Source organism: Halomonas sp. MCCC 1A11062 (assembly GCF_021404355.1).
Classification (GTDB): domain Bacteria; phylum Pseudomonadota; class Gammaproteobacteria; order Pseudomonadales; family Halomonadaceae; genus Halomonas; species Halomonas aerodenitrificans.
Map to the genome: position 1 here is coordinate 59,910 of NZ_JABFTW010000014.1, position 20,063 is coordinate 79,972.

Annotated in this window: 18 protein-coding genes; 12 read left to right on the plus strand and 6 right to left on the minus strand. The window is 66.9% G+C overall.

Going from position 1 to position 20,063, the window contains the following annotated elements:
• Positions 1-4: 4 nt before the first annotated feature.
• Together HOP58_RS15175 and HOP58_RS15180 are read right to left on the minus strand one after the other, a co-directional pair.
• Positions 5-1,585: a phospholipase D family protein gene (locus HOP58_RS15175; RefSeq protein WP_234260797.1), complete on the minus strand. Its 1,581-nt coding sequence runs from the start codon at positions 1,583-1,585 to the stop codon at positions 5-7.
• A complete protein-coding gene (locus HOP58_RS15180; RefSeq protein WP_010626513.1) occupies positions 1,572-1,814 on the minus strand; it encodes a hypothetical protein in 243 nt (80 codons plus the stop codon). Before HOP58_RS15180 ends, HOP58_RS15175 begins: the two co-directional genes overlap by 14 nt.
• A gap of 131 nt (positions 1,815-1,945) precedes the next feature.
• Between HOP58_RS15180 and HOP58_RS15185 the strand changes: the two genes are divergently transcribed.
• Both HOP58_RS15185 and rapA read left to right on the plus strand, forming a co-directional pair.
• Complete coding sequence (locus HOP58_RS15185; RefSeq protein ID WP_234260798.1) at positions 1,946-2,746, plus strand: TlpA family protein disulfide reductase; 801 nt, start codon at positions 1,946-1,948, stop codon at positions 2,744-2,746.
• A gap of 152 nt (positions 2,747-2,898) precedes the next feature.
• Entirely contained in the window at positions 2,899-5,850 is a 2,952-nt protein-coding gene (rapA, locus tag HOP58_RS15190) for an RNA polymerase-associated protein RapA (protein WP_234260799.1), read from the plus strand.
• An 18-nt stretch (positions 5,851-5,868) separates the two neighbouring features.
• Here the strand turns inward: rapA and HOP58_RS15195 are convergent, their stop codons facing one another.
• Positions 5,869-6,780 carry a TIGR01777 family oxidoreductase gene (locus HOP58_RS15195; RefSeq protein ID WP_010626510.1) on the minus strand — a complete coding sequence of 304 codons (912 nt, stop codon included), beginning with the start codon at positions 6,778-6,780 and terminating at the stop codon, positions 5,869-5,871.
• Between the two features lie 134 nt (positions 6,781-6,914).
• Here HOP58_RS15195 and HOP58_RS15200 point away from each other — a divergent pair, with 134 nt between their 5' ends.
• The 8 genes from HOP58_RS15200 to HOP58_RS15235 all read left to right on the plus strand — a co-directional run bounded on the left by HOP58_RS15200 (position 6,915) and on the right by HOP58_RS15235 (position 14,443).
• Positions 6,915-7,295 carry a CbiX/SirB N-terminal domain-containing protein gene (locus HOP58_RS15200; RefSeq protein ID WP_010626509.1) on the plus strand — a complete coding sequence of 127 codons (381 nt, stop codon included), beginning with the start codon at positions 6,915-6,917 and terminating at the stop codon, positions 7,293-7,295.
• Positions 7,296-7,427: 132 nt separating this feature from the next.
• On the plus strand, positions 7,428-8,342 hold the full coding sequence (locus tag HOP58_RS15205; protein WP_010626508.1) for a MerR family transcriptional regulator: 915 nt from the start codon (positions 7,428-7,430) through the stop codon (positions 8,340-8,342).
• 18 nt (positions 8,343-8,360) lie between these two features.
• Positions 8,361-9,776 carry a deoxyribodipyrimidine photo-lyase gene (gene phrB, locus HOP58_RS15210; protein WP_234260800.1) on the plus strand — a complete coding sequence of 472 codons (1,416 nt, stop codon included), beginning with the start codon at positions 8,361-8,363 and terminating at the stop codon, positions 9,774-9,776.
• 35 nt (positions 9,777-9,811) lie between these two features.
• On the plus strand, positions 9,812-10,252 hold the full coding sequence (locus HOP58_RS15215; protein WP_234260801.1) for a nuclear transport factor 2 family protein: 441 nt from the start codon (positions 9,812-9,814) through the stop codon (positions 10,250-10,252).
• 28 nt (positions 10,253-10,280) lie between these two features.
• Positions 10,281-11,066, plus strand: coding sequence for an SDR family NAD(P)-dependent oxidoreductase (locus HOP58_RS15220; RefSeq protein WP_010626504.1), 786 nt, complete (start codon positions 10,281-10,283; stop codon positions 11,064-11,066).
• Between the two features lie 4 nt (positions 11,067-11,070).
• Positions 11,071-12,417, plus strand: coding sequence for an FAD-dependent oxidoreductase (locus HOP58_RS15225; RefSeq protein ID WP_234260802.1), 1,347 nt, complete (start codon positions 11,071-11,073; stop codon positions 12,415-12,417).
• On the plus strand, positions 12,414-13,187 hold the full coding sequence (locus HOP58_RS15230; RefSeq protein ID WP_234260803.1) for a DUF1365 domain-containing protein: 774 nt from the start codon (positions 12,414-12,416) through the stop codon (positions 13,185-13,187). Before HOP58_RS15225 ends, HOP58_RS15230 begins: the two co-directional genes overlap by 4 nt.
• Before the next feature lie 2 nt (positions 13,188-13,189).
• Positions 13,190-14,443 carry a cyclopropane-fatty-acyl-phospholipid synthase family protein gene (locus tag HOP58_RS15235; protein ID WP_234260810.1) on the plus strand — a complete coding sequence of 418 codons (1,254 nt, stop codon included), beginning with the start codon at positions 13,190-13,192 and terminating at the stop codon, positions 14,441-14,443.
• A gap of 5 nt (positions 14,444-14,448) precedes the next feature.
• On the opposite strand, the gene HOP58_RS15240 is transcribed toward HOP58_RS15235, so the two are convergent.
• Complete coding sequence (locus HOP58_RS15240; RefSeq protein ID WP_010626500.1) at positions 14,449-16,311, minus strand: GGDEF domain-containing phosphodiesterase; 1,863 nt, start codon at positions 16,309-16,311, stop codon at positions 14,449-14,451.
• 245 nt (positions 16,312-16,556) lie between these two features.
• On the opposite strand from HOP58_RS15240, the gene fabA reads away from it, so the two are divergent.
• Both fabA and fabB read left to right on the plus strand, forming a co-directional pair.
• Complete coding sequence (gene fabA, locus HOP58_RS15245) at positions 16,557-17,072, plus strand: 3-hydroxyacyl-[acyl-carrier-protein] dehydratase FabA (RefSeq protein ID WP_010626499.1); 516 nt, start codon at positions 16,557-16,559, stop codon at positions 17,070-17,072.
• A gap of 14 nt (positions 17,073-17,086) precedes the next feature.
• Positions 17,087-18,304: a beta-ketoacyl-ACP synthase I gene (gene fabB, locus HOP58_RS15250; protein WP_010626498.1), complete on the plus strand. Its 1,218-nt coding sequence runs from the start codon at positions 17,087-17,089 to the stop codon at positions 18,302-18,304.
• Between the two features lie 82 nt (positions 18,305-18,386).
• On the opposite strand, the gene HOP58_RS15255 is transcribed toward fabB, so the two are convergent.
• Complete coding sequence (locus tag HOP58_RS15255; RefSeq protein ID WP_234260804.1) at positions 18,387-19,145, minus strand: lysophospholipid acyltransferase family protein; 759 nt, start codon at positions 19,143-19,145, stop codon at positions 18,387-18,389.
• Positions 19,142-20,035: a sugar nucleotide-binding protein gene (locus HOP58_RS15260; protein ID WP_234255597.1), complete on the minus strand. Its 894-nt coding sequence runs from the start codon at positions 20,033-20,035 to the stop codon at positions 19,142-19,144. The genes HOP58_RS15255 and HOP58_RS15260 overlap by 4 nt, the downstream gene beginning before the upstream one ends.
• Positions 20,036-20,063: the final 28 nt, after the last annotated feature.

Below are 20,063 nucleotides of genomic sequence, written 5' to 3' on the forward strand. Positions count from 1 at the left end.
CGCGTCACAGCAGCGGTTCGAGCCGCAACAGCCGACTCACCCCGGCTCCACCATGCCGCCACAGACTGCCGGGCTCGCGCATCAGCTCGACCGGTTCTCCCTGCACGAGGGCCTGCCAGTAGAGCCGCCCCGACGGCGTACGCCCGACCCGATAGCTGAGCGCCGGCGACTTGCCGATCTCGGTCAGGCGCTGGAACTCGTTGGCCAGACCCTGACTGGTCACCAGTACGCCCACCTCGGTATTCCACCACACCGAGCGCGGGTCGGCGTTGGGCGACCCAATGAAGACACGGTCGGCGTCGATTCCCAGCGCCTTGATGTGCAGGGCAGAGGCCGAAGACCCCACACTGAAGCCGATATCGGCATCCGGCTCGTGCTCGGCACGCATCTCGTAGAGTGCGACCCCGCTATCGAGCAACGCCTCCCGCCTGGCCTGGTAGGCACCGTGCACCACCGGCACATCGGTCGCCTCCAGGGCGTTGGTGAATATCTCGACCGCCACGCCGGCCTCGGCCAGCTCCGTCAACAGGCGGGTACCCGGCCTGCCGGGCACGAAATAGGCAGATACGAGGGTCAGCCGCTCGCTCGGCTCTCCCACCTGGTCGTACAGGGCGCCGGCCATGGTACGTTGGAATGCCGGCCGCCCCCGCCAGGCAGGCTTGCCCGGCGGGTCCCACAGCGCAATGCCTTCCCCCCAGTGCAGCTTGCCCACCAGCGGCCCCTGCTCGATGTCGGCATAGCGCTGGCGCAGGTCGGCGAAATAGGGCGAGTCGACACTGCTCTCGAACCACTCGGCGAGCGACGCCAGCAGTTCTTGCCAGGCGTCCTCGTCGACACGGTGATAGCGACCGATGGGCTGAGCTAGGCCGTGGTTCCAGTAGAGGTGGAAACTCTGTGCCAGAGGCTCCACCACCGGCCCCAGCGCCAGCAGGTCGAGATCGGTGAAGTTGCGTGGTTCGCTGGCGCTGTAGTACTCATCGCCCAGGTTGCGCCCGCCGACGATGGCCAGGGAATCGTCGGCGATCCACAGCTTGTTGTGCATGCGCCGGTGCTGACGCGCCGCCTGAGGCGCCGAGGCCAGCACACGGCCTGTCAGCGTGCCCCGACCGACACTCAGGGCGTTGTAGACGCGCACCTGAACGTTGGGGTGGCTGTCGAGCGCGGCCAGCTGCCGACCCTGGCCTACTGCACCGATATCGTCGATCAGCAGGCGCACCTCGACGCCGCGCTCGGCGGCCCCCAGCAGCCGATGCAGCAGTGCCCGGGTGGTCTGCCCATCGCCCATCAGGTAGGTCTGGATATCGAGCCTGCGGTCGGCCTGCTCGCTCAGCAGCACGCGCAGACTGAAAGCATCCTGGCCGCTGGAAAGCAGCGCAAAGCCGCTCTTGCCCGGATGCGCGGAGCCACTCAGGCGCGCCCACTGGCCGAGCCAGGTGGCCTCGCGCTCGGCTGGGGTGAGCGGAGCGGTATGTTCACGGACCGCGGCGCTGCCGGCACAGCCTTGCATTAGCAGGAGCAGTACGCCGCAAAGCGTCAGCAGCCAACTTCGGGCGCGACGTGTGCCGTCAGGATCAGGATTCGTCATCGTGCTCTGCCAGACGGCGAGCCATGGCCTTGCGCGCCCTGTTGCGGCGATAGAGCCGCGCCACGGCCAGCGCCAGGGCAAAGGCCACCATGGCGCCCAGTGTCACTCCCTGCCAGGGCCGGGCGGCCTCGCCCCCCATGACCGTTTCCAGCGTGATGATCAGGATGAAGCCCAGCGCCTGGCTACCGATGGCCAGGGCGCGCAGGGTATCGAAGGTCTTGTGTGCCATGTAGGCTCCCGCCGGTGACAGCGCCGTCCTGGGGCAGTAGGCTTGCTCTGCCTGACGCGTTACTTTATGCAAGTAAGTGATTTTACCCGGTCACGGCGCTTGCGCCGACCCTAAATGCTGGAGCCGAGCCAATGGACGCCTTTGCCCTGGGCCCCGTGCTGATATCCGTACCGCGCCTCTATGCCATTGGCTGTGCCCTGCTGTTGCTGCTCGCCGCCTGGCTGCTGCTGGGGCTCTCGCCCTCGGCGCGGGCGCGCTGGTTCAACGGCCTGCTGCTGGCCTGGCTGGTGGGCGCCCGCCTGGGGCACGTGGCGCTGAACTTCGACGCCTATGCCGCTGCCCCGTTGGACATACTGCGGCTCTGGCAACCCGGCTATCACGGCCTGTGGGGGCTGCTCGCCGCGCTGATCTGGACCGGCTGGGCACTGCGCGACCGGCTACTGTCGATGATCGGCGCCATGGGAGTCACCGTCGGCGCCTCGGCGCTGTGGCTGGTGCTGGTCACCCTGGCCCCCTTCGGCGGCGACATGCCGCTGCGCGAGCTGCCCGACATCACCCTGGAAGACCTCGACGGCGAGCCGGTCAACCTGCAGCAGCTTCAGGGCGAGCTGGTGGTGGTCAACCTGTGGGCCACCTGGTGCCCGCCCTGCCTGCGCGAGATGCCGTTATTAGCCGAGGCCGACACCCGCGACGGCGTTACCGCGGTGGTGATCAATCAAGGTGAGGAGCTACTCCAGGTGGCACGCTACCTGGACGAGCAGGAGCTCGCGTTCCGTTACCCGCTGCTCGATCCGAACCAGCAGATGATCCGCACGATGGAGTCGCCGGGACTCCCCACCACGGTGCTGTTCGACCGTGAAGGCCGCGCAGTGGAGCGCCATGTGGGCGAACTGTCGCGAGCGCAGCTCGACACTTGGCTGGGACGCCACTGATTACCACCCGTAACAGCCGCCCCTACCATTTCCCGCCCTTCTCCACCAGCCTTAAGCCAGCGCGGGCTTTGCGTTAGAATCGCCCGCCCTGCCCGCCGAAGCCATGCTTCGGCGGCAGCGTGCGCACCGTGTTCAGCATCGACCGAGGCATCATGAGCGACTTTTCACCCGGCCAGCGCTGGATCAGCGATGGCGAGGCCGACCTGGGCCTGGGCACCATCCTGAGTTGCGACCACCGTAGCGTTACCGTGCTGTTCGGCGCCAGCCAGGAAACCCGTACCTACAGCAGCCGTCAGGCACCGCTGACCCGCGTCGCTTTCGGCAGCGGCGACCGTGTCCAGTCCGCCGAGGGCTGGAACCTGACCGTCGACGACAGCAAGGAAGTCGACGGCCTGATCGTCTATATCGGCGAGGACGACCAGGGCGAGCTGCGCGAGCTGCCTGAGGCACGCCTGGCCGACAGCATGCAGTTCGACCAAGCCCGCGACCGCCTGCTCACTGGCCAGGTCGACCGCAACGACTGGTTCGATCTGCGCTTCCGCACCCTGCACCACCATCATCGCATCGAGCAGAATCCGGCATTGGGCCTTGCCGGCCCGCGCATCGACCTGATTCCCCATCAGCTCTACATCGCCGACGAAGTGGCCCGACGCCACGCGCCGCGCGTGCTGCTGGCCGACGAGGTGGGGCTGGGCAAGACCATCGAGGCCGGCCTGATCCTGCACCGCATGCTGCTCACCGGCCGTGCCGAACGCGCCCTGATCCTGGTGCCGCCGAGTCTCATGCACCAATGGCTGGTGGAGCTGCTGCGCCGCTTCGCCCTCGAGGTGACCCTGCTCGACGAGCAGCAGAGCCTGGCCCAGGCCGAAGCCAACCCCTTCGAGTCCGGCCAGCTCATCCTGGCCAGCCAGGAGTGGCTGTTCGCCAACCCCCAGCGCCAGGAGCAGGCGGCCGCCTGCAACTGGGACCTGCTGATCGTCGACGAAGCGCACCATCTCGACTGGAGCGCCGAGCAGGTCGGCGCCGGCTACGCCTGCGTCGAGCGCCTGGCCAAGCATGTACCGGGTGTGCTGCTGCTCACCGCCACTCCGGAGCAGATGGGCCTGGAGAGCCACTTCGCCCGCCTGCGCCTGCTCGACCCGGACCGCTACCACAGCCTGGAGGCGTTTCGCGAAGAGGAGCTGCATTACGTGGAGGTGGCCCAGGCCATCGACGCCCTGGAACGCCTGCCGGCCGGCGGCGAGAGTGATCGCGCCAGCGTGGCCGCGGTGATCGGGGAGCATGACAGCCTGGCTCTGCTCGACACCCTGGCCAACCCCGAGAGCGGCCAGCAGCAGCAGGAAAGCGCCCGCGAACAGCTGCGTGAGCAACTGCTCGATCGCCACGGCACCGGCCGGGTGATGTTCCGCAACAGCCGCCGCCATGTGGGCGGCTTCCCCGAGCGTTACCTGCACCTGACCGAACTGCCTCTGCCCTCGGCCTACCGCCGGGTACTGCGCAAGCTCGAGCGCGACGAAGACCATCTCGACGAACTGCTGATCGAGACCGGGCTCGATCATCCCGACGTGCTGATCTACCCCGACGCCACCTATCGCGCGCTCTCGGACGATCCGCTCAATGCCGAGCCGTGGTGGCAGATCGACCCGCGAGTGAATTGGCTGCTGGAGCGCCTGGCTGACGACGGCGAGCAGGGCTTCGCCAACGACAAGGTGCTGGTGATCGCGCACAGCCGCGAGACCGCTCAGGGCCTGGCCGAAGCGCTGCGGGTACTGGGCGGCATTCATGCGCCGGTATTCCACGAGGGGCTGACGCTGGTAGAACGCGACCGTGCGGCGGCCGCCTTCGCCGACGAGGAGGAGGGCAGCCAGGTGCTGGTCTGCTCCGAGATCGGCTCGGAGGGGCGCAACTTCCAGTTCTGCCGCCACCTGGTGATGTTCGACCTGCCCCAGCATCCCGACCAGCTCGAGCAGCGCATCGGCCGGCTTGACCGCATCGGTCAGCGCCATGCCATCGAGATCCACGTGCCGCTGTTCGAAGCCAGCCCCGGGGCGCGTCTGCTGCGCTGGTTTAGCGAGGGGATGGATGCGTTCGACGCTCCCCACGGGGTCGGCAGTGAACTGTTCGACGCCTTCGGCGATGCCCTGGCCGAGGCGCTGCTCGACGACGAGGCCCTCGCCGACGTCATCGCCGAGACCCGCGCCCTGTTCGAGAACCGCCTGACCCAGCGCGATGCCGGGCGCAACCGTCTGCTGGAACTCAACGCCTGCCGCCCGGCGCGGGCCGAAGCGGTCGCCACGGCGATCCGCGAGCTCGACCACGACCCGGCCTTGTCGCGCTACCTCGACCAGGCGCTGGACATCTTCGGCGTCGACAGCCAGGAGCTCGGCGGCGGCCTGCTGCACCTACAGCCCAGCCCGCAGATGCTCGACGGCCTGCCCGGCCTGGCCAAGGGTGAGGAGGGCTTCACCGCCACCCTGTCGCGTGAGCGCGCGCTGGCCCGCGACGACGTGCAGCGGCTCTCCTGGGAGCACCCGCTGCTGCGCGAAATGATGGCGCGCATCCTCGACGGCAACATGGGCAACACCGCGCTCGCCCTGCTCAAGCACCCGGCGATTCCCGCCGGCCGGCTGATGGCGGAACTGGTGTTCCGCACCTACTGCCCGGCGCCGAAGCGGCTGCACGTCAATCGTTTCCTGCCGCCTACCGCGGTACGTGTACTTCTCGACGAGTCCGGCGCCGTGCTCAGCGACAAGGTCTCCTTCACCGGGCTTTCCAAGAACCTGCAGAAGGTCAAGAAGGCCATGGCCCGGGACCTGATTCGCAGCCGCCACGACCAGCTGCGCGAGCTGCTCACCCAGGGCGAGCAGGAGGCTGATCGCGAGCTGCCGAGCATCGTCGAAGCGGCTCAGGTACGCATGCGCCGGGAACTGGACGGAGAGCTGGCCCGCCTGGAGGCACTGGCGCGACTCAACCCGGCGGTGCGCGAGGCGGAACTCGAGGCGCTGCGCCGGGAGCGTGGCGAACTCGACGGCGCCATCGAAGGCACACGGCTACGACTGGACGCCGTGCGGGTGATCGTCACGGTGGGTGACGAGAACCGCTGAGCCCTACGGCGGTAGCCATCAAGACTTGCCGAGGATGTCGGCCAACGCCTGCTCAAGAGTCGGGAAGTGGAACGTGAACCCGGCCTCGAGCAGGCGTGCCGGACGCATGTCGGCGCCGGTCAGCAGCAGCCGCGCCATCTCGCCGAAGGCGGTCTCCAGCACGATGGCCGGCACCGGCATGACGGCCGGCCGATGCAACTGCCTGGCCAGGGTGCGCGCGAACTCGGCGTTGGTGACGGGGTGCGGCGCGCTGCCGTTGAACGGCCCGTCGAGATCGTCACGCTCGAGCAAGAACAGGATGCTGCGCACCAGGTCTTCACGATGGATCCAGGGCATGAACTGGTGTCCGCTGCCGAAGCGCCCCCCGAAGCCCAGCTTGAAGGGTGTCAGCATCTTCTCCAGGCTGCCTCCGCCCGTATCCAGTACCAGCCCGGTACGCAGCAGCGCGACCCGCGTACCGAAATCTGCCGCCTCTCGGGCGGTGTCCTCCCAGCGCTTGCACAGGCGATGCGCGAACTCGTCGTGAGGCGGGGTCTGTTCGGTGACCTCGATCTTGCCCTGATCGCCGTAGAAGCCCATGGCCGATCCCGAGACCATGACGCCGGGGGCTGTGCCGTTGGCCTGCTTGAGCTGCTCGCAGAGGATAACCAGATCGCGGGTGACGTTGACCCGTGAGTCGATCAGCCGGTTCTTCTGCTCGTCGCTCCAGCGCCGGGCGGCGATCGGCTCGCCCGCCAGGTTGACGATGGCATCCGGGGGCGACTCGACGAAGTCGAGCACCGAGCGTCTTATGTCGGCACCTTGGGGCAGTTTGCTCCTGGCCGCGTCCGGATCACGCGACACCACCTGCAGGCGATGCCCGGCCTGCTTCAAGCGCAGGCACAGGCGCTGCCCGACGAAACCGCTGCCACCCGTGATCAATACCCGCATCGCAATCCCTCCCCAGCGCTGCCTTTCGTTATACAGTCGTTGTACACCTCTGCTATGCTGGCGACAATGCAAGAGCCCTGGTAGCGCCAGGGCGCCGATCTGCCAGCACCCTGCCTGTTTTCCGGGAGACAGCCATGTCCTACAGCCTGATCCTTCTCGCCCACGGCTCTAGCGACGCCAAGTGGCGGGCCCCGTTCGAGCACCTTCACCAGGCGCTGACCGCCCGCATGGAGGCGGATCTCAAGCTCGCCTACATGGAGCTTAGCGAACCCTCACTGGAAAGTACCGTGGCTGAACTTGCCGCCTCGGGCACTCGGCGAGCCGAGATCCTGCCACTATTCTTCGCCGCCGGGCGTCATCTGCGCAAGGACGTGCCGGCTCAGGTCGAGGCGCTACGCGCTGCGCACCCCAGTGTCGACCTGCAGCTCCTGCCCCCGGTGGGCGAACATCCCGCCTTCGTCGAGGCCCTGGCCGCCGTGATCGCCGAGCAGGCGGGAGAAGCTGTGCCGACTTGACCCTGATCTCCATCAGTTGTACACCGTTCGAGTAGTGTACAATATTCTCTGCTGCCACCCGCAACGGCGGCCAGGCAGGCAGACGAATCCAGGTGATGGCAAGGCCCACACAACGAACGAGCAGAGGCGCGCATGACCGCAAAGGGGGGCCACCCGGCCGACACACCGCTCTATCCGATTCGCGAGGTGTCCCGAATCACCGGCGTCAACTCGGTGACCCTGCGCGCCTGGGAGCGCCGCTACGGTCTGATTCGCCCTCAGCGCACCCCCAAGGGACACCGGCTCTACGCTCGCGAGGACATCGAAAGGGTCGAGCGTATCCTGCAGTGGCTGAGCCGTGGTGTGCCGGTCAGTCAGGTCAAGGAGCTCATCGACCAGCCTGCCTCCGCACCGCCCCCCGAGCCGGCCTCCGGCGACTGGCCCAGCCAGCAGCGCCAGTTGGTCGCCGCCGTAGAAGCGCTCGACCGCAGCCAGATGGAGACCCTGTTCACACAGAGCCTGGCGCTCTATCCCGTGAACACCTGTTTGTCCGAGCTGTGGCAACCGGTGACACGCGAGCTCGAGGAGCGCTGGCGCGATCAGCTCGGCGCCACCCTGCAGCGACGTTGCCTGGAGTCCTTTCTGCGCACACGCATCGGCATACGCCTCTACCATGCCAACCAGCTCGCCCGGGGCCCGCTGCTGCTGCTCGTACCGCTGCCCGACGACCCGGGCACGCTGTGGCTGCTGCTGGCCGCTCTGGCCGCCAGCGATGCCGGCTATCGCATCCAGCTGCTAGACAGCGCCTTGCCTTTCAGCGAACTTCCCCTGGCCGTCGAGCGCTTGCAGGCGGGGGCAGTGCTGCTGGTCAGCGGCCGGGCCGAGCGTGCCGACGTGATCCGGCGCCAACTGCCACGACTGGCCGAGCAGCTCGACGCCCCGCTGGGGCTGTGCGGCCCTGTGGCACGCATCCGTGACGGCGACCTGGCAGACAGCCTGGTGGAGCTGTTGGGCGACGACCTGCCCCAGGCCATGGCGCGCCTGCGGTCGTTGATTCAGGAAGCCTGAGCCAGGCAAGGTAATGCCATGACCCGCTCACTGGTGTGGTTTCGCAGCGACCTGCGTATTCATGACAACACGGCGCTTGCAGCCGCGGCGCGCCGCGGCCCGGTGGTAGCCGTCTTTCTGCGCAGCCTGCCGCACTGGCAGCGTCATGGACACGGCGCCAACAAGCTCGACTTCTGGCATCGTGGCGTCATCGCCCTGAAGGAGGCGCTGGCTGGCCTCGGTATCCCGCTGCTGCATCGGGACATCGCCGATTTCGGCGAAGCCCCCGCCGCGCTGCTGCAGATCGCCCGTGAGATCGACGCCACCGAGCTGCACTTCAACCGTGAGTACCCGCTGGACGAGCAGCGCCGCGACCAGGCCGTGACGAAGGCCTTTGCCGACGCCGGCCTCACGGCCACAGGCCATCACGATAGCGTGGCCTTCGCCCCAGGCGAACTGCTCACCGGCAAGGGCGACTTCTATGGCGTATTCACCCCCTTCGCGCGGGCCTGGCAGCGCCAGCTGACGCCCGAGCGCCTGGCGCTGCGGGAGACACCGGCGCCGCAGCCATCCCCGGATATCGCCGCCGAGCGGGTCGAACCGCCCACGCTGCCCGCGCCCCCCGTCGATGCCGAGCGCTGGCCCGCGGGCGAGGCCGCGGCGGCCGACCGCCTGGAGCGCTTCCTGCGCTTTCGCGCGCGCCACTACGCCGGACAGCGCGACTTTCCGGCTCTCGCCGGCACCAGCGAACTCTCGCCCTATCTGGCCTTGGGCATGATCTCCCATCGCCAATGCCTGCAGGCGGCCCTGAGTGAAAACGACGGCAGCCTGGCGGAGGGCGATGCCGGCATCGCCAGTTGGGTCAACGAGCTGGTGTGGCGCGAGTTCTATCACCACGTGGCGGTGGGCTTTCCCCGAGTCTGTCGCCATCGCCCGTTCCAGCGCCACACCGAAGCGCTGGCCTGGCGTGACGACGAAGCCGGCTTTCATGCCTGGTGCGAGGGACGCACCGGCTACCCCATCGTCGACGCCGCCATGCGCCAGCTGGTGCGCACCGGCTGGATGCACAACCGGCTGCGCATGATCGCGGCGATGTTCCTGAGCAAGCATCTGTTGATCGACTGGCGGCGGGGTGAAGCGTTCTTCCTGCGCCACTTGGTGGACGGCGAGTTCTGCGCCAACAACGGTGGCTGGCAGTGGGCCGCCTCTACCGGTACCGATGCGGCGCCCTACTTCCGCATTTTCAATCCCACCACTCAGTCGCACCGCTTCGATGCGGACGCTCGCTTCATCGCCGAATACGTGTCCGAACTGGCAGCACTGGCGCCGCGGGATCGCCACGCCCCCAGCGCCGCGCAGTGCAACCAGGTGGGATACCCCCGCCCCGTCGTCGACCACAAGGCGGCCCGCGCCCGCGCGCTTGACGCCTTCAAGTCACTGCCACCGAACGCCTGACCTCAGGCCGCCCCTTCCCAACAGGAGAGATCAGCATGCACCAGGACGACACCCTGGCGACCTTTTGCGCCGCCTTCAATAAGCTAGACAAAAACTGTACAGAATTATTGTACGAGTTATATACTCGCGATGTGACGTTCATCGACCCTTTCCATCGGATCGAGGGGCTAGAGGCGCTCGAAGCCCACTTCCTCAAACTGTACGAAAACGTGACGGAGTGCCGTTTCGTCTTTCACGACAGCTTGAGAGTAGAGCGGCAGGCCTACGTCACCTGGACGATGCAAATGAGGCACCCACGCCTGGCAGGCGGCAACTCCATCGCAGTGGAAGGCTGCTCACAGCTGACCTTCTCGCCCGCTGAGCCGCAGCGGGTCTGTCGGCATCGCGACTACTTCGACGCCGGCGCAATGCTCTACGAGCAGCTACCCGCCATTGGCGGCATGGTGCGCTGGCTGAAGCGACGGGTGGCAGGCTAGGCGCAGGTTCAAACATCAAGGAGCAGGCATGGCCCTTCTGAGTGGAAATCGGCGAATCTGGCTGACCGGCGCCAGCTCGGGCATCGGACGTGCCCTGGCGACTCGCCTGCTCGACGAAGGCCACCTGGTAGCGCTGAGCGGGCGCAGCGAGCCGGCGCTGAAGGCGCTGAGCGAAGGCCGGAGCAACGCTCTGCCGCTGCCGCTCGACGTGACCGACCGCAACGCCGTGGAAACGGCCGGCCGCCACCTCGGCGACCTGTTCGGCCAGTTGGACATGGCGATTCTCAATGCCGGCACCTGCGAGTACCTCGATCCACCACACCTGGACAGCGCCCTGGTCGAGCGCGTGTTTGCGGTCAACTTCTTCGGCGCGGTGTACTGCACCACTGCCGCTCTGCCGCTGTTGCGCCAAGCTCGGCAGGCGGGGAAACGCCCCCTGTTGGCCGCCACTTCTAGCGCTGCGGCCTACCTGGCGCTGCCACGGGCCGAGGCCTACGGCGCTTCGAAGGCCGCCTTGAGCCACTATCTCGAGTCGCTGCGTCTGGATCTGGCCCATGAGGGCATCGACGTCAGCCTGATACATCCCGGCTTCGTCGCCACCCCGTTGACCGAGCGCAACGACTTCGCCATGCCCATGCGGATCTCGGCGGAAGCGGCGGCCAAGGCCATCGTGGCCGGCCTGGAGAAGCGCCGCCTCGACATTCACTTTCCGCGCCGCTTCACCTATGGCATCCGCCTGCTCGGCTTGCTGCCGCCGTCGCTGCGCTTTCGGCTGGGCAAGTGTCTGGTCCGCCACCCCGCCATGGAGACCTGACGCCATGACCGCCAGCCTTTCTTCGCCTCTTGATCGTGCGGTTCCCGCTCAGCGCATCGCCGTGGTGGGCAGCGGCATCAGCGGCATGGCGGCCGCCTGGTACCTCAGCGCCCGCCACCAGGTCACGCTGTTCGAAGCGGCTGAGCGGCTGGGTGGGCATACCGCCACCGTGGACGTCGAACTCGACGCTCGCCGCTACGCCATCGACACCGGCTTCATCGTTTTCAACGATCGCACCTACCCGCATTTCCAGCGCCTGCTCACACAGCTCGGCGTCGCCGTGCAGCCCACCGAGATGAGCTTCTCCGTGCACGAGACGCAGCGTGACTTCGAGTACAACGGCCACACCCTAGGCTCGCTGTTCGCTCAGCGTCGCAACCTCCTCAGCCCGCGCTTCCATCGTCTGTTGGCCGACATCCTGCGCTTCAATCGACAGGCCAGCGACGATCTCAGGTACGAGCGGCTGTCGGCGGCGTTCACCCTGGCCGAGTATCTCGACACTTGGGGCTTCGGCGTCGACTTCCAGCGCCGCTACTTGCTGCCCATGGGCGCGGCCATCTGGTCGGCTAGCCTGGGCGACATACGCCGCATGCCGGCGCTGTTCTTCGTCCGCTTCTTCCATCATCACGGCCTGCTGTCGCTACGTCACCGCCCCCAGTGGTACACCCTGGTCGGCGGCTCGCGGGCCTACATTCCCGACCTGACGGCCCCCTACGCCGAGCGGATCCGGCTGGCCACCCCGGTCCGGGGCATCCGGCGCAGCGCCAACGGCGTCGTGCTGACCACTTCGCGAGGACAGGAAATGTTCGATCAGGTAGTGCTGGCCTGCCACGCCGACGAGGCGCTGCGGCTGCTCGAGGATGCCAGCCAGGCCGAGCGTGAGGTGCTGGGCTCGCTGCCCTACGCCGGCAACGAGGTGGTGCTGCATACCGACACCCGCCTGCTGCCGCGGCGCCGACGCGCCTGGGCCAGCTGGAACTATCGTCTGGACGGGCGCGGCGACGATGCCCGGGCCTCGGTGACCTACAACATGAACATCCTGCAGCGTCTCGAGGCGCCGCACACCTTCTGCGTCACCCTCAACGACGCCGACGCCATCGACCCCTGCCGGGTACTGGGACGCTTTCGCTACTCCCACCCTCAGTTCAGTCTTGCCGGCCAGCACGCTCAGGCCAGACATGGCGAGATCTCGGGCGGCACCCAGCGCACCCACTATTGCGGTGCCTACTGGCGCAACGGATTTCATGAAGACGGGGTATGGAGCGCGCTGCGGGTGGCTCATGCGCTGGGCTGCGACGAAAGCGGCACTCATGCCGTCGGCACGCCGGCCAGGGCGACGGTCAGCGCATGACCACATCGCCGCGCTCACGTGTCTGCCATGGCACGCTGCTGCATCGACGCCACCTGCCCCGCTGCCATCGGTTCGAATATGGGATATGGATGCTGTGGCTCGACCTCGACGAGCTGCCCGAGCTGTTCGACGGGGTGCCGGGCTTCAGCATCCGGCGCCCGGCCCTGGCGCGCTTTCGCCGCGAGGATTATCTGGCACCTTACTCATCCTCCTTGGCCGACGCGGCCCGCGACGAAGTCGCCCGCCAGCTCGGCCGGGCGCCCCAGGGGAGGGTCTGCCTGCTCACCCAGTTACGCACCCTGGGCTCGGGCTTCAACCCCATCTCGCTCTACTACCTCTATCAGCGTGAGGAAGAGGGCGGCGCCCTGGGCGCCGTGCTGGGCGAGGTGACCAACACGCCATGGCGGGAGCGAACTCGCTATGCCTGTGCCGTGGCGCCAGGGCGCTACACCCACGCCGCCGAATTCGCCAAGACCCTGCATGTCTCGCCCTTTCTGCCGCTGGACATGACCTACCGCTGGCGCTTCAACACCCCGGGCGAAACGTTGGCCCTGCACATGGAAACCTGGCGCCAGGGTGAGCGCCACTTCGATGCCAGCCTGACCCTGGCGATGCAACCCGCAACACGCCGGGCGCTGCTTGCAGCCCTGGCGCGCCAGCCCTGGATGAACCTCAAGACCCTCGCCGCCATTCACTACGAGGCACTCAGGCTCTGGGCCAAGGGGGTTCCCGTCCACGACCACCCTCAGCGCAAGGAGACCACGCCGTGAACATGCTCCGCACTCACCCCGAGCGGCCGCTACCCGAACCCGAGTCGGCCCTGATACGCTGGCTGCGGCCGCGTATGCTGGCTCAGCTCGGCAGCCTCGCGGGCGGTACCATCACGTTGATCGAAGGCAGCCAATGCCACCGGCTCGGACAGGGTGGCCCACTGCAGGTCACCCTGGTGGTGCGTCGGGCGAGAGCGTGGCGCCGGCTGGCTCTGGGTGGCAGCCTCGGCGCGGCCGAAGCCTATGTCGATGGCGACTGGGACGTCGACGACCTGGTCGGTCTGATTCGGCTGTGCGCCATCAACATGGAGCGGCTCGACGGTGATGTGGGATCCCGAGTGGCGCGGGCAGGCATCTGGCTGGGCAGCCTGGGGCAGCGCCTGCTGGGTAATACGCTCAGCCGCGCCCGGCGCAACATAGCCGCGCATTACGACATCGGCAACGAGCTCTTTGCTCTCTTCCTCGATCAGCGTCACCGGATGTATTCGAGCGCCGTCTTTCCACATCCGGAAGCCAACCTGGAGGAGGCCTCGACTCACAAGCTCGACCTGCTGCTGACCCAGCTCGACGTGCAGCCGCAGCATCACTTGCTGGAGATCGGTACCGGCTGGGGCGGCCTGGCCATCCATGCCGCCGTCACCCGCGGCTGTCGGGTCACCACCACGACCATTTCCAGCGAACAGTATCGGCATACGCGGCAGCGTGTGCGCGAGGCGGGGCTGGAAGGGCAGATCACGGTGCTGCAGCGGGACTACCGCGAACTCGAAGGCCGCTTTGACCGGCTGGTCTCGGTGGAAATGATCGAGGCCGTCGGCCACCAGTACCTCGACACCTACCTGGCCACGCTCGACCGTCTGCTGAAGGTGGATGGATTAGCCATGCTGCAGGCCATCACCATCCGCGACCAGCGCTACGAGGCGGCCAGACGCGAGGTGGATTTCATCAAGCGCCACGTCTTCCCCGGCGGCTTCCTGCCTTCGCACCGCGCCATACTCGATGGCCTGACCCGGTGCACTTCGCTCAACCTGGGGGCCTTGCAGGAGATTGGCCCACACTACGCCCGCACGCTTCGCGAGTGGCGCCACCGCTTCGAAGCCAACCTGGAGACCGTGCAGCGGCTGGGCTATGACGAACGCTTCATTCGCCTGTGGCGCTACTACCTGTGCTACTGCGAAGCGGGGTTCACCGAGCGCTCCATCGGCACCAGCCAGCTGCTGCTTGCCAAACCCGGAGCCCGACCTGTACCCCGGCTCTAATGGTGCTATGCAGTAGGTTCGGCACGTAGCATCAGCCCCGCCGAGTCGGTCTTGAGCGCCTGCCATTGGGCCTCGATCACCTCTGCCGGCCCCGGGCGGGAGTAGAGGTACCCCTGTACCAGACGGCAGCCGGCCTGCTGCAGAAAGCCGAGCTGACCGTGGGTTTCAACGCCTTCGGCCACCACGTCGAGCCCCAGTCCGCGTGCCATGGCCAGCACCGCGCTGACGATGGCGGCATCGGCGGGGTCGTCGGGCAACGAGCGGATGAAGGCGCGGTCGAGCTTGAGCTTGTCCAGCGGCAGGTTCTTCAGATAGCTCAGTGACGAATAACCCATGCCGAAGTCGTCGATGGCGATGCGGTGCCCCTTGGCGCGCAGCGCTTCCAGGCGCGGCACGATATCGCCGGCGCGCTCGTCGAGCAGTACCGACTCCGTGAGTTCCAGCCCCAACTGAGAGGGCTCGATACCATGCCGGGCCAGGCCGGCGGCGAGCGCCGCTTCCAGTTCACCCTGAAACATCTGGATCGCCGAGATATTGATCCATACCGGCAATTGCGGGAGCCCCATCTCGCGCCAGCGCGCCATTTGCGCCAGTGCCTCGTCGATCACCCAATTGCCCAGCGGCCCCATCAGCCCGTGCCGCTCGGCCAACGGGATGAAGTCGCCGGGCGAGACCATGCCGTGCTCCGGGTGCCGCCAGCGCAGCAACGCCTCCATGCCGACCACGGCGCCGTCCATCACGCGATGCTGGGTCTGGTAGTGGAGTTCGAGCTGTTCACCGTTGGCCAGCGCGTCACGCAGGCCGTAGACCAGCGCCATCTGCGGTGAGTCCTGCACGTCGAGGGCCGGACGAAAACGCCGACTGACGTTGCGCCCATGGCGCTTGGCAGAATAGAGCGCCGACTCCAGACGCTGGAACAGCACGCTGGACTCCTTGCCATCCTCCGGTGCCCGACAGCTGCCGATGGAGAGCCCCAGGCGCAGCGTCTTGCTGCCGACCTCGAACGGCTCGCCCAGATGGTCGCGCAGGCCGGCAACCCACTTGTCATGATCATCGAAGGTAGTGGTACGAATGGCCAGGAATTCGTCACCGCCCAGGCGCCCCACCACACCGCCCGCCATATGATGCGCCAGCCGCTGGCCGAAGCGGGCTAAGAGACGGTCGCCCTGCTCCACCCCCAGGCTGTCGTTGACCGACTTGAAGCCGTCGATGTCGATGATGGCCATGTCGAGGCTTTCGCCAGCGCGCAGATGGCGCAGACGTGAGGTCATCAGATCGTGCAAACGCCGACGGTTGGGCAGCCCGGTGAGCGGATCCTCGAAGCCGATGCGCCGCAGGTCCTGCTCGCGCGCCTTGTGCACCGAGATGTCGGTGAAAGTGCCCACATAGTGAGTGATGCGACCACGGCCATCGGTCACCGCCTTGACCCGCAGCCACTCCGGGAATTCATCCCCCTGCTTGCGCCGATTCCAGATTTCGCCCTCCCAGCGCCCCTTGCTGTGCAGGGTCTGCCAGAAGCGCTTGAAGAAGGCCGAATCATGACGCGACGCCGCCAGGCTGGCGGCGCTAAGCCCACGCACCTCGTCTTCGGTGAAACCGGTGATGCGGGTAAAGGCGGGATTGACGGCCAGAATGCGATTGTCGGCATCGGTGATCTGCACGCCCTCTTCGGAAAGCATCAGCGCCTGCTGCATCAGGTCGGCGTGCTGACGATCGCGCTTGATCTGACGCCAGGCCACCCAGAGCCCGATTGCCACGATGCCGACCGCCACCGTCCGCAAACCGGGATCGGGCAGCCAGATGCAGGCCGGCAGCGCTACCATGGCAGCCCAAAGCAGCGGTCGATTGAAGGCGGAGGATGGCCGCATGTGAGATCCCGCAATGACGGTGGAGAGAGTAAATTGCGCCCATGCAATGCATCGACCCTTCATTGAGTATCGACACTTGACGCCGACACTTTAATCCGTGGTGAAGGTCGCGTCATGCCTGACGTGCAATCGAAGGCCACGGCCAGTAGACTAGGCAGGGCCGCCCGGGCGGGTCGGCTCTGCGCCACGCCGCCGCTGCACTGCATGCGGAAAGGCCCATTACAACTGTGACTCGGAACGACTCAGTGACCAAGCAACACTCTTTCGAACGCGAAGAACTGCTGGCATGTAGCCGCGGCGAGCTTTTCGGCCCCGGCAACGCTCAGCTGCCGGCACCCAACATGTTGATGCTCGATCGTATCACCCGCATCTACGAAGATGGGGGCGACTTTGGCAAGGGCGAACTGATCGCCGAGCTGGATATCCATCCCGACCTGTGGTTCTTCGACTGCCACTTCCCCGGCGATCCGGTCATGCCCGGCTGCCTGGGGCTCGATGCCATGTGGCAACTGGTGGGCTTCTACCTGGGCTGGCTCGGCCACCCCGGCCGCGGCCGCGCCCTGGGCTGTGGCGAGGTGAAGTTCACCGGCCAGATCCTGCCCGACGCCAACAAGGTCACCTACAAGATCGACATCAAGCGCATCATTACCCGGCGCCTGATTCTCGGTATCGCCGACGGCACCGTGTCGGTCGATGGCCGCGACATCTACCAGGCCACCGATCTGCGTGTCGGCCTGTTCACCTCTACCGCGAATTTCTGATACAGGAGGCTTCCATGCGACGAGTGGTAGTCACCGGCCTGGGCATCGTATCCTGCCTGGGCAACGACCCGCAGGCGGTCGTCGAGGCGCTCCGGAATGGGCGCTCGGGCATTCGCTTCAAGGAGGAGTACGCTGAACTTGGCTTTCGTAGCCATGTCGCCGGGGTCGTGGATATCGATCTCGACGCCCTGATCGACCGCAAGCTGCGCCGTTTCATGGGCGATGCCGCGGCCTACGCCTATGTCAGCATGGCGCAGGCCATAGAGGACGCAGGGCTCACTCCCGAGCAGGTGTCCAGCGAGCGCACCGGGCTCATCGCCGGCTCAGGCGGCGCCTCGAGTGCCAACCAGGTCGAAGCGGCCGATGTCATGCGCGAGAAGGGCCTGCGCCGGGTCGGTCCCTACCGGGTCACCCGTACCATGGGCAGCACCGTCTCGGCGTGTCTCGCCACGCCGTTCAAGATCAAGGGGGTCAACTACTCCATCTCCTCCGCCTGCGCCACCTCGGCCCACTGCATCGGCAACGCCATGGAGCAGATCCAACTGGGCAAGCAGGACATCGTCTTCGCCGGCGGCGGCGAAGAGGAGCACTGGACCCTGTCGTGCCTGTTCGATGCCATGGGCGCGCTCTCCACCCAGTACAACGAGACGCCCGAGAAGGCCTCGCGCCCCTATGACAAGGCCCGCGACGGCTTCGTCATCGCCGGCGGCGGCGGCATGCTGGTGCTCGAGGAGCTCGAACACGCCAAGGCACGCGGGGCCAAGATCTACGCCGAGCTGGTCGGCTACGGCGCCACCTCCGACGGCCACGACATGGTCGCCCCTTCCGGCGAGGGCGCAGTGCGCTGCATGCGTCAGGCCATGGCCGGCGTCGACGGCTCCATCGACTACATCAACACCCACGGCACCTCCACGCCGGTGGGCGATGTGGCCGAGCTCAAGGCCATCCGTGAGGTCTTCGGCGACTCCACGCCGCCCATGAGTTCCACCAAGTCGTTGACCGGCCACTCGCTGGGCGCCACCGGCGTGCAGGAGACCATCTACTCCCTGCTGATGATGGAGCATGGCTTCATCGCTGCCTCGGCCAACGTGGAGGAGCTCGACGACCAGGCGGCCGGCTTCGATATCGTGACCAGTCTGCGCGACGGTGTCAGCGTGGATCGCGTGCTCTCCAACAGCTTCGGCTTCGGCGGCACCAATGCCTGCCTGGTGCTGCAGCGCTACCGCGACTGATCCAGGCAGGCGGCTCACGCCCACGGCCAACGCAAAAGGCGCCCTCCTCAGGGCGCCTTTTGCGTAAGCCAGGCGACAGCGCTCAGTCGACGCTGGCCCCCACGGCGGGCTTGGCATCGGCCGGGCGCGGCACTTCGGAAATCTCGGCCAGGCGCGCCTCGATCCAGGCTTCGACCTCTTTCAGCACTTCCTCGGGCGTACGCCCTTCGGTCATAATGGGTTCGCCCACCACCACGTTGAGCACTCCCGGATTCTTCACCCACTGACGCCCCGGCCAGCGCTCGCCGGCATTGTGCGCCACCGGCACCACCGGGACACCGGCGCGACAGGCGATGACGGCACCGCTCTTGTTGTAACGCCGCCGCTGGCCCGGATCCACCCGAGTGCCCTCGGGAAAGATCAATACCGACAGTCCCTCCTGCAGTCGCGCCACCCCCTGGCTCAGCACCTGGCGCATGGCCCGCGCCGGCTTCGATCGGTCGAGCCCGATGGGGTGTAGCAGCCTGAGCCCCCAACCGAACAGCGGAATACGCAACAACTCCTGCTTGAGTACCGTGCACACCGGTGGCTTGAGAATCTGCAGGAAGATGGTCTCCCACTCGCACTGGTGATTGGCCAATATCACGCAGGGCCCATCAGGTAGATGCTCTCGGCCACGGACCCGATAGGTCACACCACAGGTCCAGCGAAACCAGGCGGTCAGGAAATGATTGTAGAGATTGAGCAGCCGATAGCGCGCCGGCAACGCCAGCAGCGGCGCCACAGGCAGCAACAGCGCACCGAAAACCAGAATGGCAAGAAAGTAACCAACATAGAACAGCAGACTGCGCAACACATTCATGGGGTCGTGCCGCCCTCTTCATCGAGTCGGCTGGCGCGGCGCGCCTGGCACCACTCATCGAGCAGACGTCCCACTTCCAGGCGCCAGGGTTTCTGATGCACGCCGAACGCCTCCAGCACCCGTCGACAGTTGAGCACTCGTCGCAGCGGCTGGTCATGATGATGCTTGAGCGCCTTCACCTCGCCCAGCTCGATCTGCTCCCCCAGCCCCTCGAGCCGGGTCGACAGCTGGGTGCGCACCATGGTGGTGAAGGTGTAAGCGCTGACCGGCTCCGTGCCTGCCAAGTGGTAGGCGCCCCAGGCGCTCGAGCCACAGGTCAGCTGGTGCAGCATGCCGACCAGCGCCATGGCCACGGCGTCGGCGGCAGTGGGACAAAAGATCACGTCCTGCGCCGCCCGCACCTCTTCCCCGCTAACCAGGCTGTCGATCACACCGCTGAGCCAGGCATGCCCGCCCTCCAGGGCGAACAACGGCCCCAGCCGCACGATCAGATGGCGCGGATGGCCAGCACGGATGCGATCGCCGATGGCGATCAGGCGACGCAAGCTCTCGTCGCGGGGTGCCGGAATCACATGCTCGTCGATGGGCGTTTCGAAGCCGTCCTGGTAGAGCTGGTCGGATACGCACCAGACCAGCGGCGTATCGGTCTCGCGGCACGCTGCCAGGCAGGCATCCACTCCCTCCCCATGCGCCACGACGGCGGCCGGCTCGATCTCCATCGGCGCCGAGAGCGGCGGAATGATCACCGCCGCCGGAGCCACCTCGCGCAGCAGCGCGGCATCGATGTTCAAACCGGGCTCGATGACGAGCTCGGTGTCGCTACGCCGATGCGCCAGCCTGGCCAACGCCAGGTTGAGGCAGTGGCCGGCATCCAGTACCAACAGCTTCACGATAGCCTCCGGCAGCCTGGGACGGGCA

Excerpts from the sequence above, each read along its gene's own strand:
- HOP58_RS15215 (WP_234260801.1), top strand. The coding sequence starts at position 9,812 with ATGCACCAGGACGACACCCTGGCGACCTTTTGCGCCGCCTTCAATAAG.
- HOP58_RS15240 (WP_010626500.1), bottom strand. The coding sequence starts at position 16,311 with ATGCGGCCATCCTCCGCCTTCAATCGACCGCTGCTTTGGGCTGCCATG.
- HOP58_RS15225 (WP_234260802.1), top strand. The coding sequence starts at position 11,071 with ATGACCGCCAGCCTTTCTTCGCCTCTTGATCGTGCGGTTCCCGCTCAG.
- HOP58_RS15180 (WP_010626513.1), bottom strand. The coding sequence starts at position 1,814 with ATGGCACACAAGACCTTCGATACCCTGCGCGCCCTGGCCATCGGTAGC.
- HOP58_RS15205 (WP_010626508.1), top strand. The coding sequence starts at position 7,428 with ATGACCGCAAAGGGGGGCCACCCGGCCGACACACCGCTCTATCCGATT.
- phrB (WP_234260800.1), top strand. The coding sequence starts at position 8,361 with ATGACCCGCTCACTGGTGTGGTTTCGCAGCGACCTGCGTATTCATGAC.
- HOP58_RS15185 (WP_234260798.1), top strand. The coding sequence starts at position 1,946 with ATGGACGCCTTTGCCCTGGGCCCCGTGCTGATATCCGTACCGCGCCTC.
- HOP58_RS15235 (WP_234260810.1), top strand. The coding sequence starts at position 13,190 with ATGCTCCGCACTCACCCCGAGCGGCCGCTACCCGAACCCGAGTCGGCC.
- HOP58_RS15195 (WP_010626510.1), bottom strand. The coding sequence starts at position 6,780 with ATGCGGGTATTGATCACGGGTGGCAGCGGTTTCGTCGGGCAGCGCCTG.
- HOP58_RS15200 (WP_010626509.1), top strand. The coding sequence starts at position 6,915 with ATGTCCTACAGCCTGATCCTTCTCGCCCACGGCTCTAGCGACGCCAAG.
- HOP58_RS15255 (WP_234260804.1), bottom strand. The coding sequence starts at position 19,145 with ATGAATGTGTTGCGCAGTCTGCTGTTCTATGTTGGTTACTTTCTTGCC.
- HOP58_RS15175 (WP_234260797.1), bottom strand. The coding sequence starts at position 1,585 with ATGACGAATCCTGATCCTGACGGCACACGTCGCGCCCGAAGTTGGCTG.
- HOP58_RS15230 (WP_234260803.1), top strand. The coding sequence starts at position 12,414 with ATGACCACATCGCCGCGCTCACGTGTCTGCCATGGCACGCTGCTGCAT.
- HOP58_RS15220 (WP_010626504.1), top strand. The coding sequence starts at position 10,281 with ATGGCCCTTCTGAGTGGAAATCGGCGAATCTGGCTGACCGGCGCCAGC.
- rapA (WP_234260799.1), top strand. The coding sequence starts at position 2,899 with ATGAGCGACTTTTCACCCGGCCAGCGCTGGATCAGCGATGGCGAGGCC.
- fabB (WP_010626498.1), top strand. The coding sequence starts at position 17,087 with ATGCGACGAGTGGTAGTCACCGGCCTGGGCATCGTATCCTGCCTGGGC.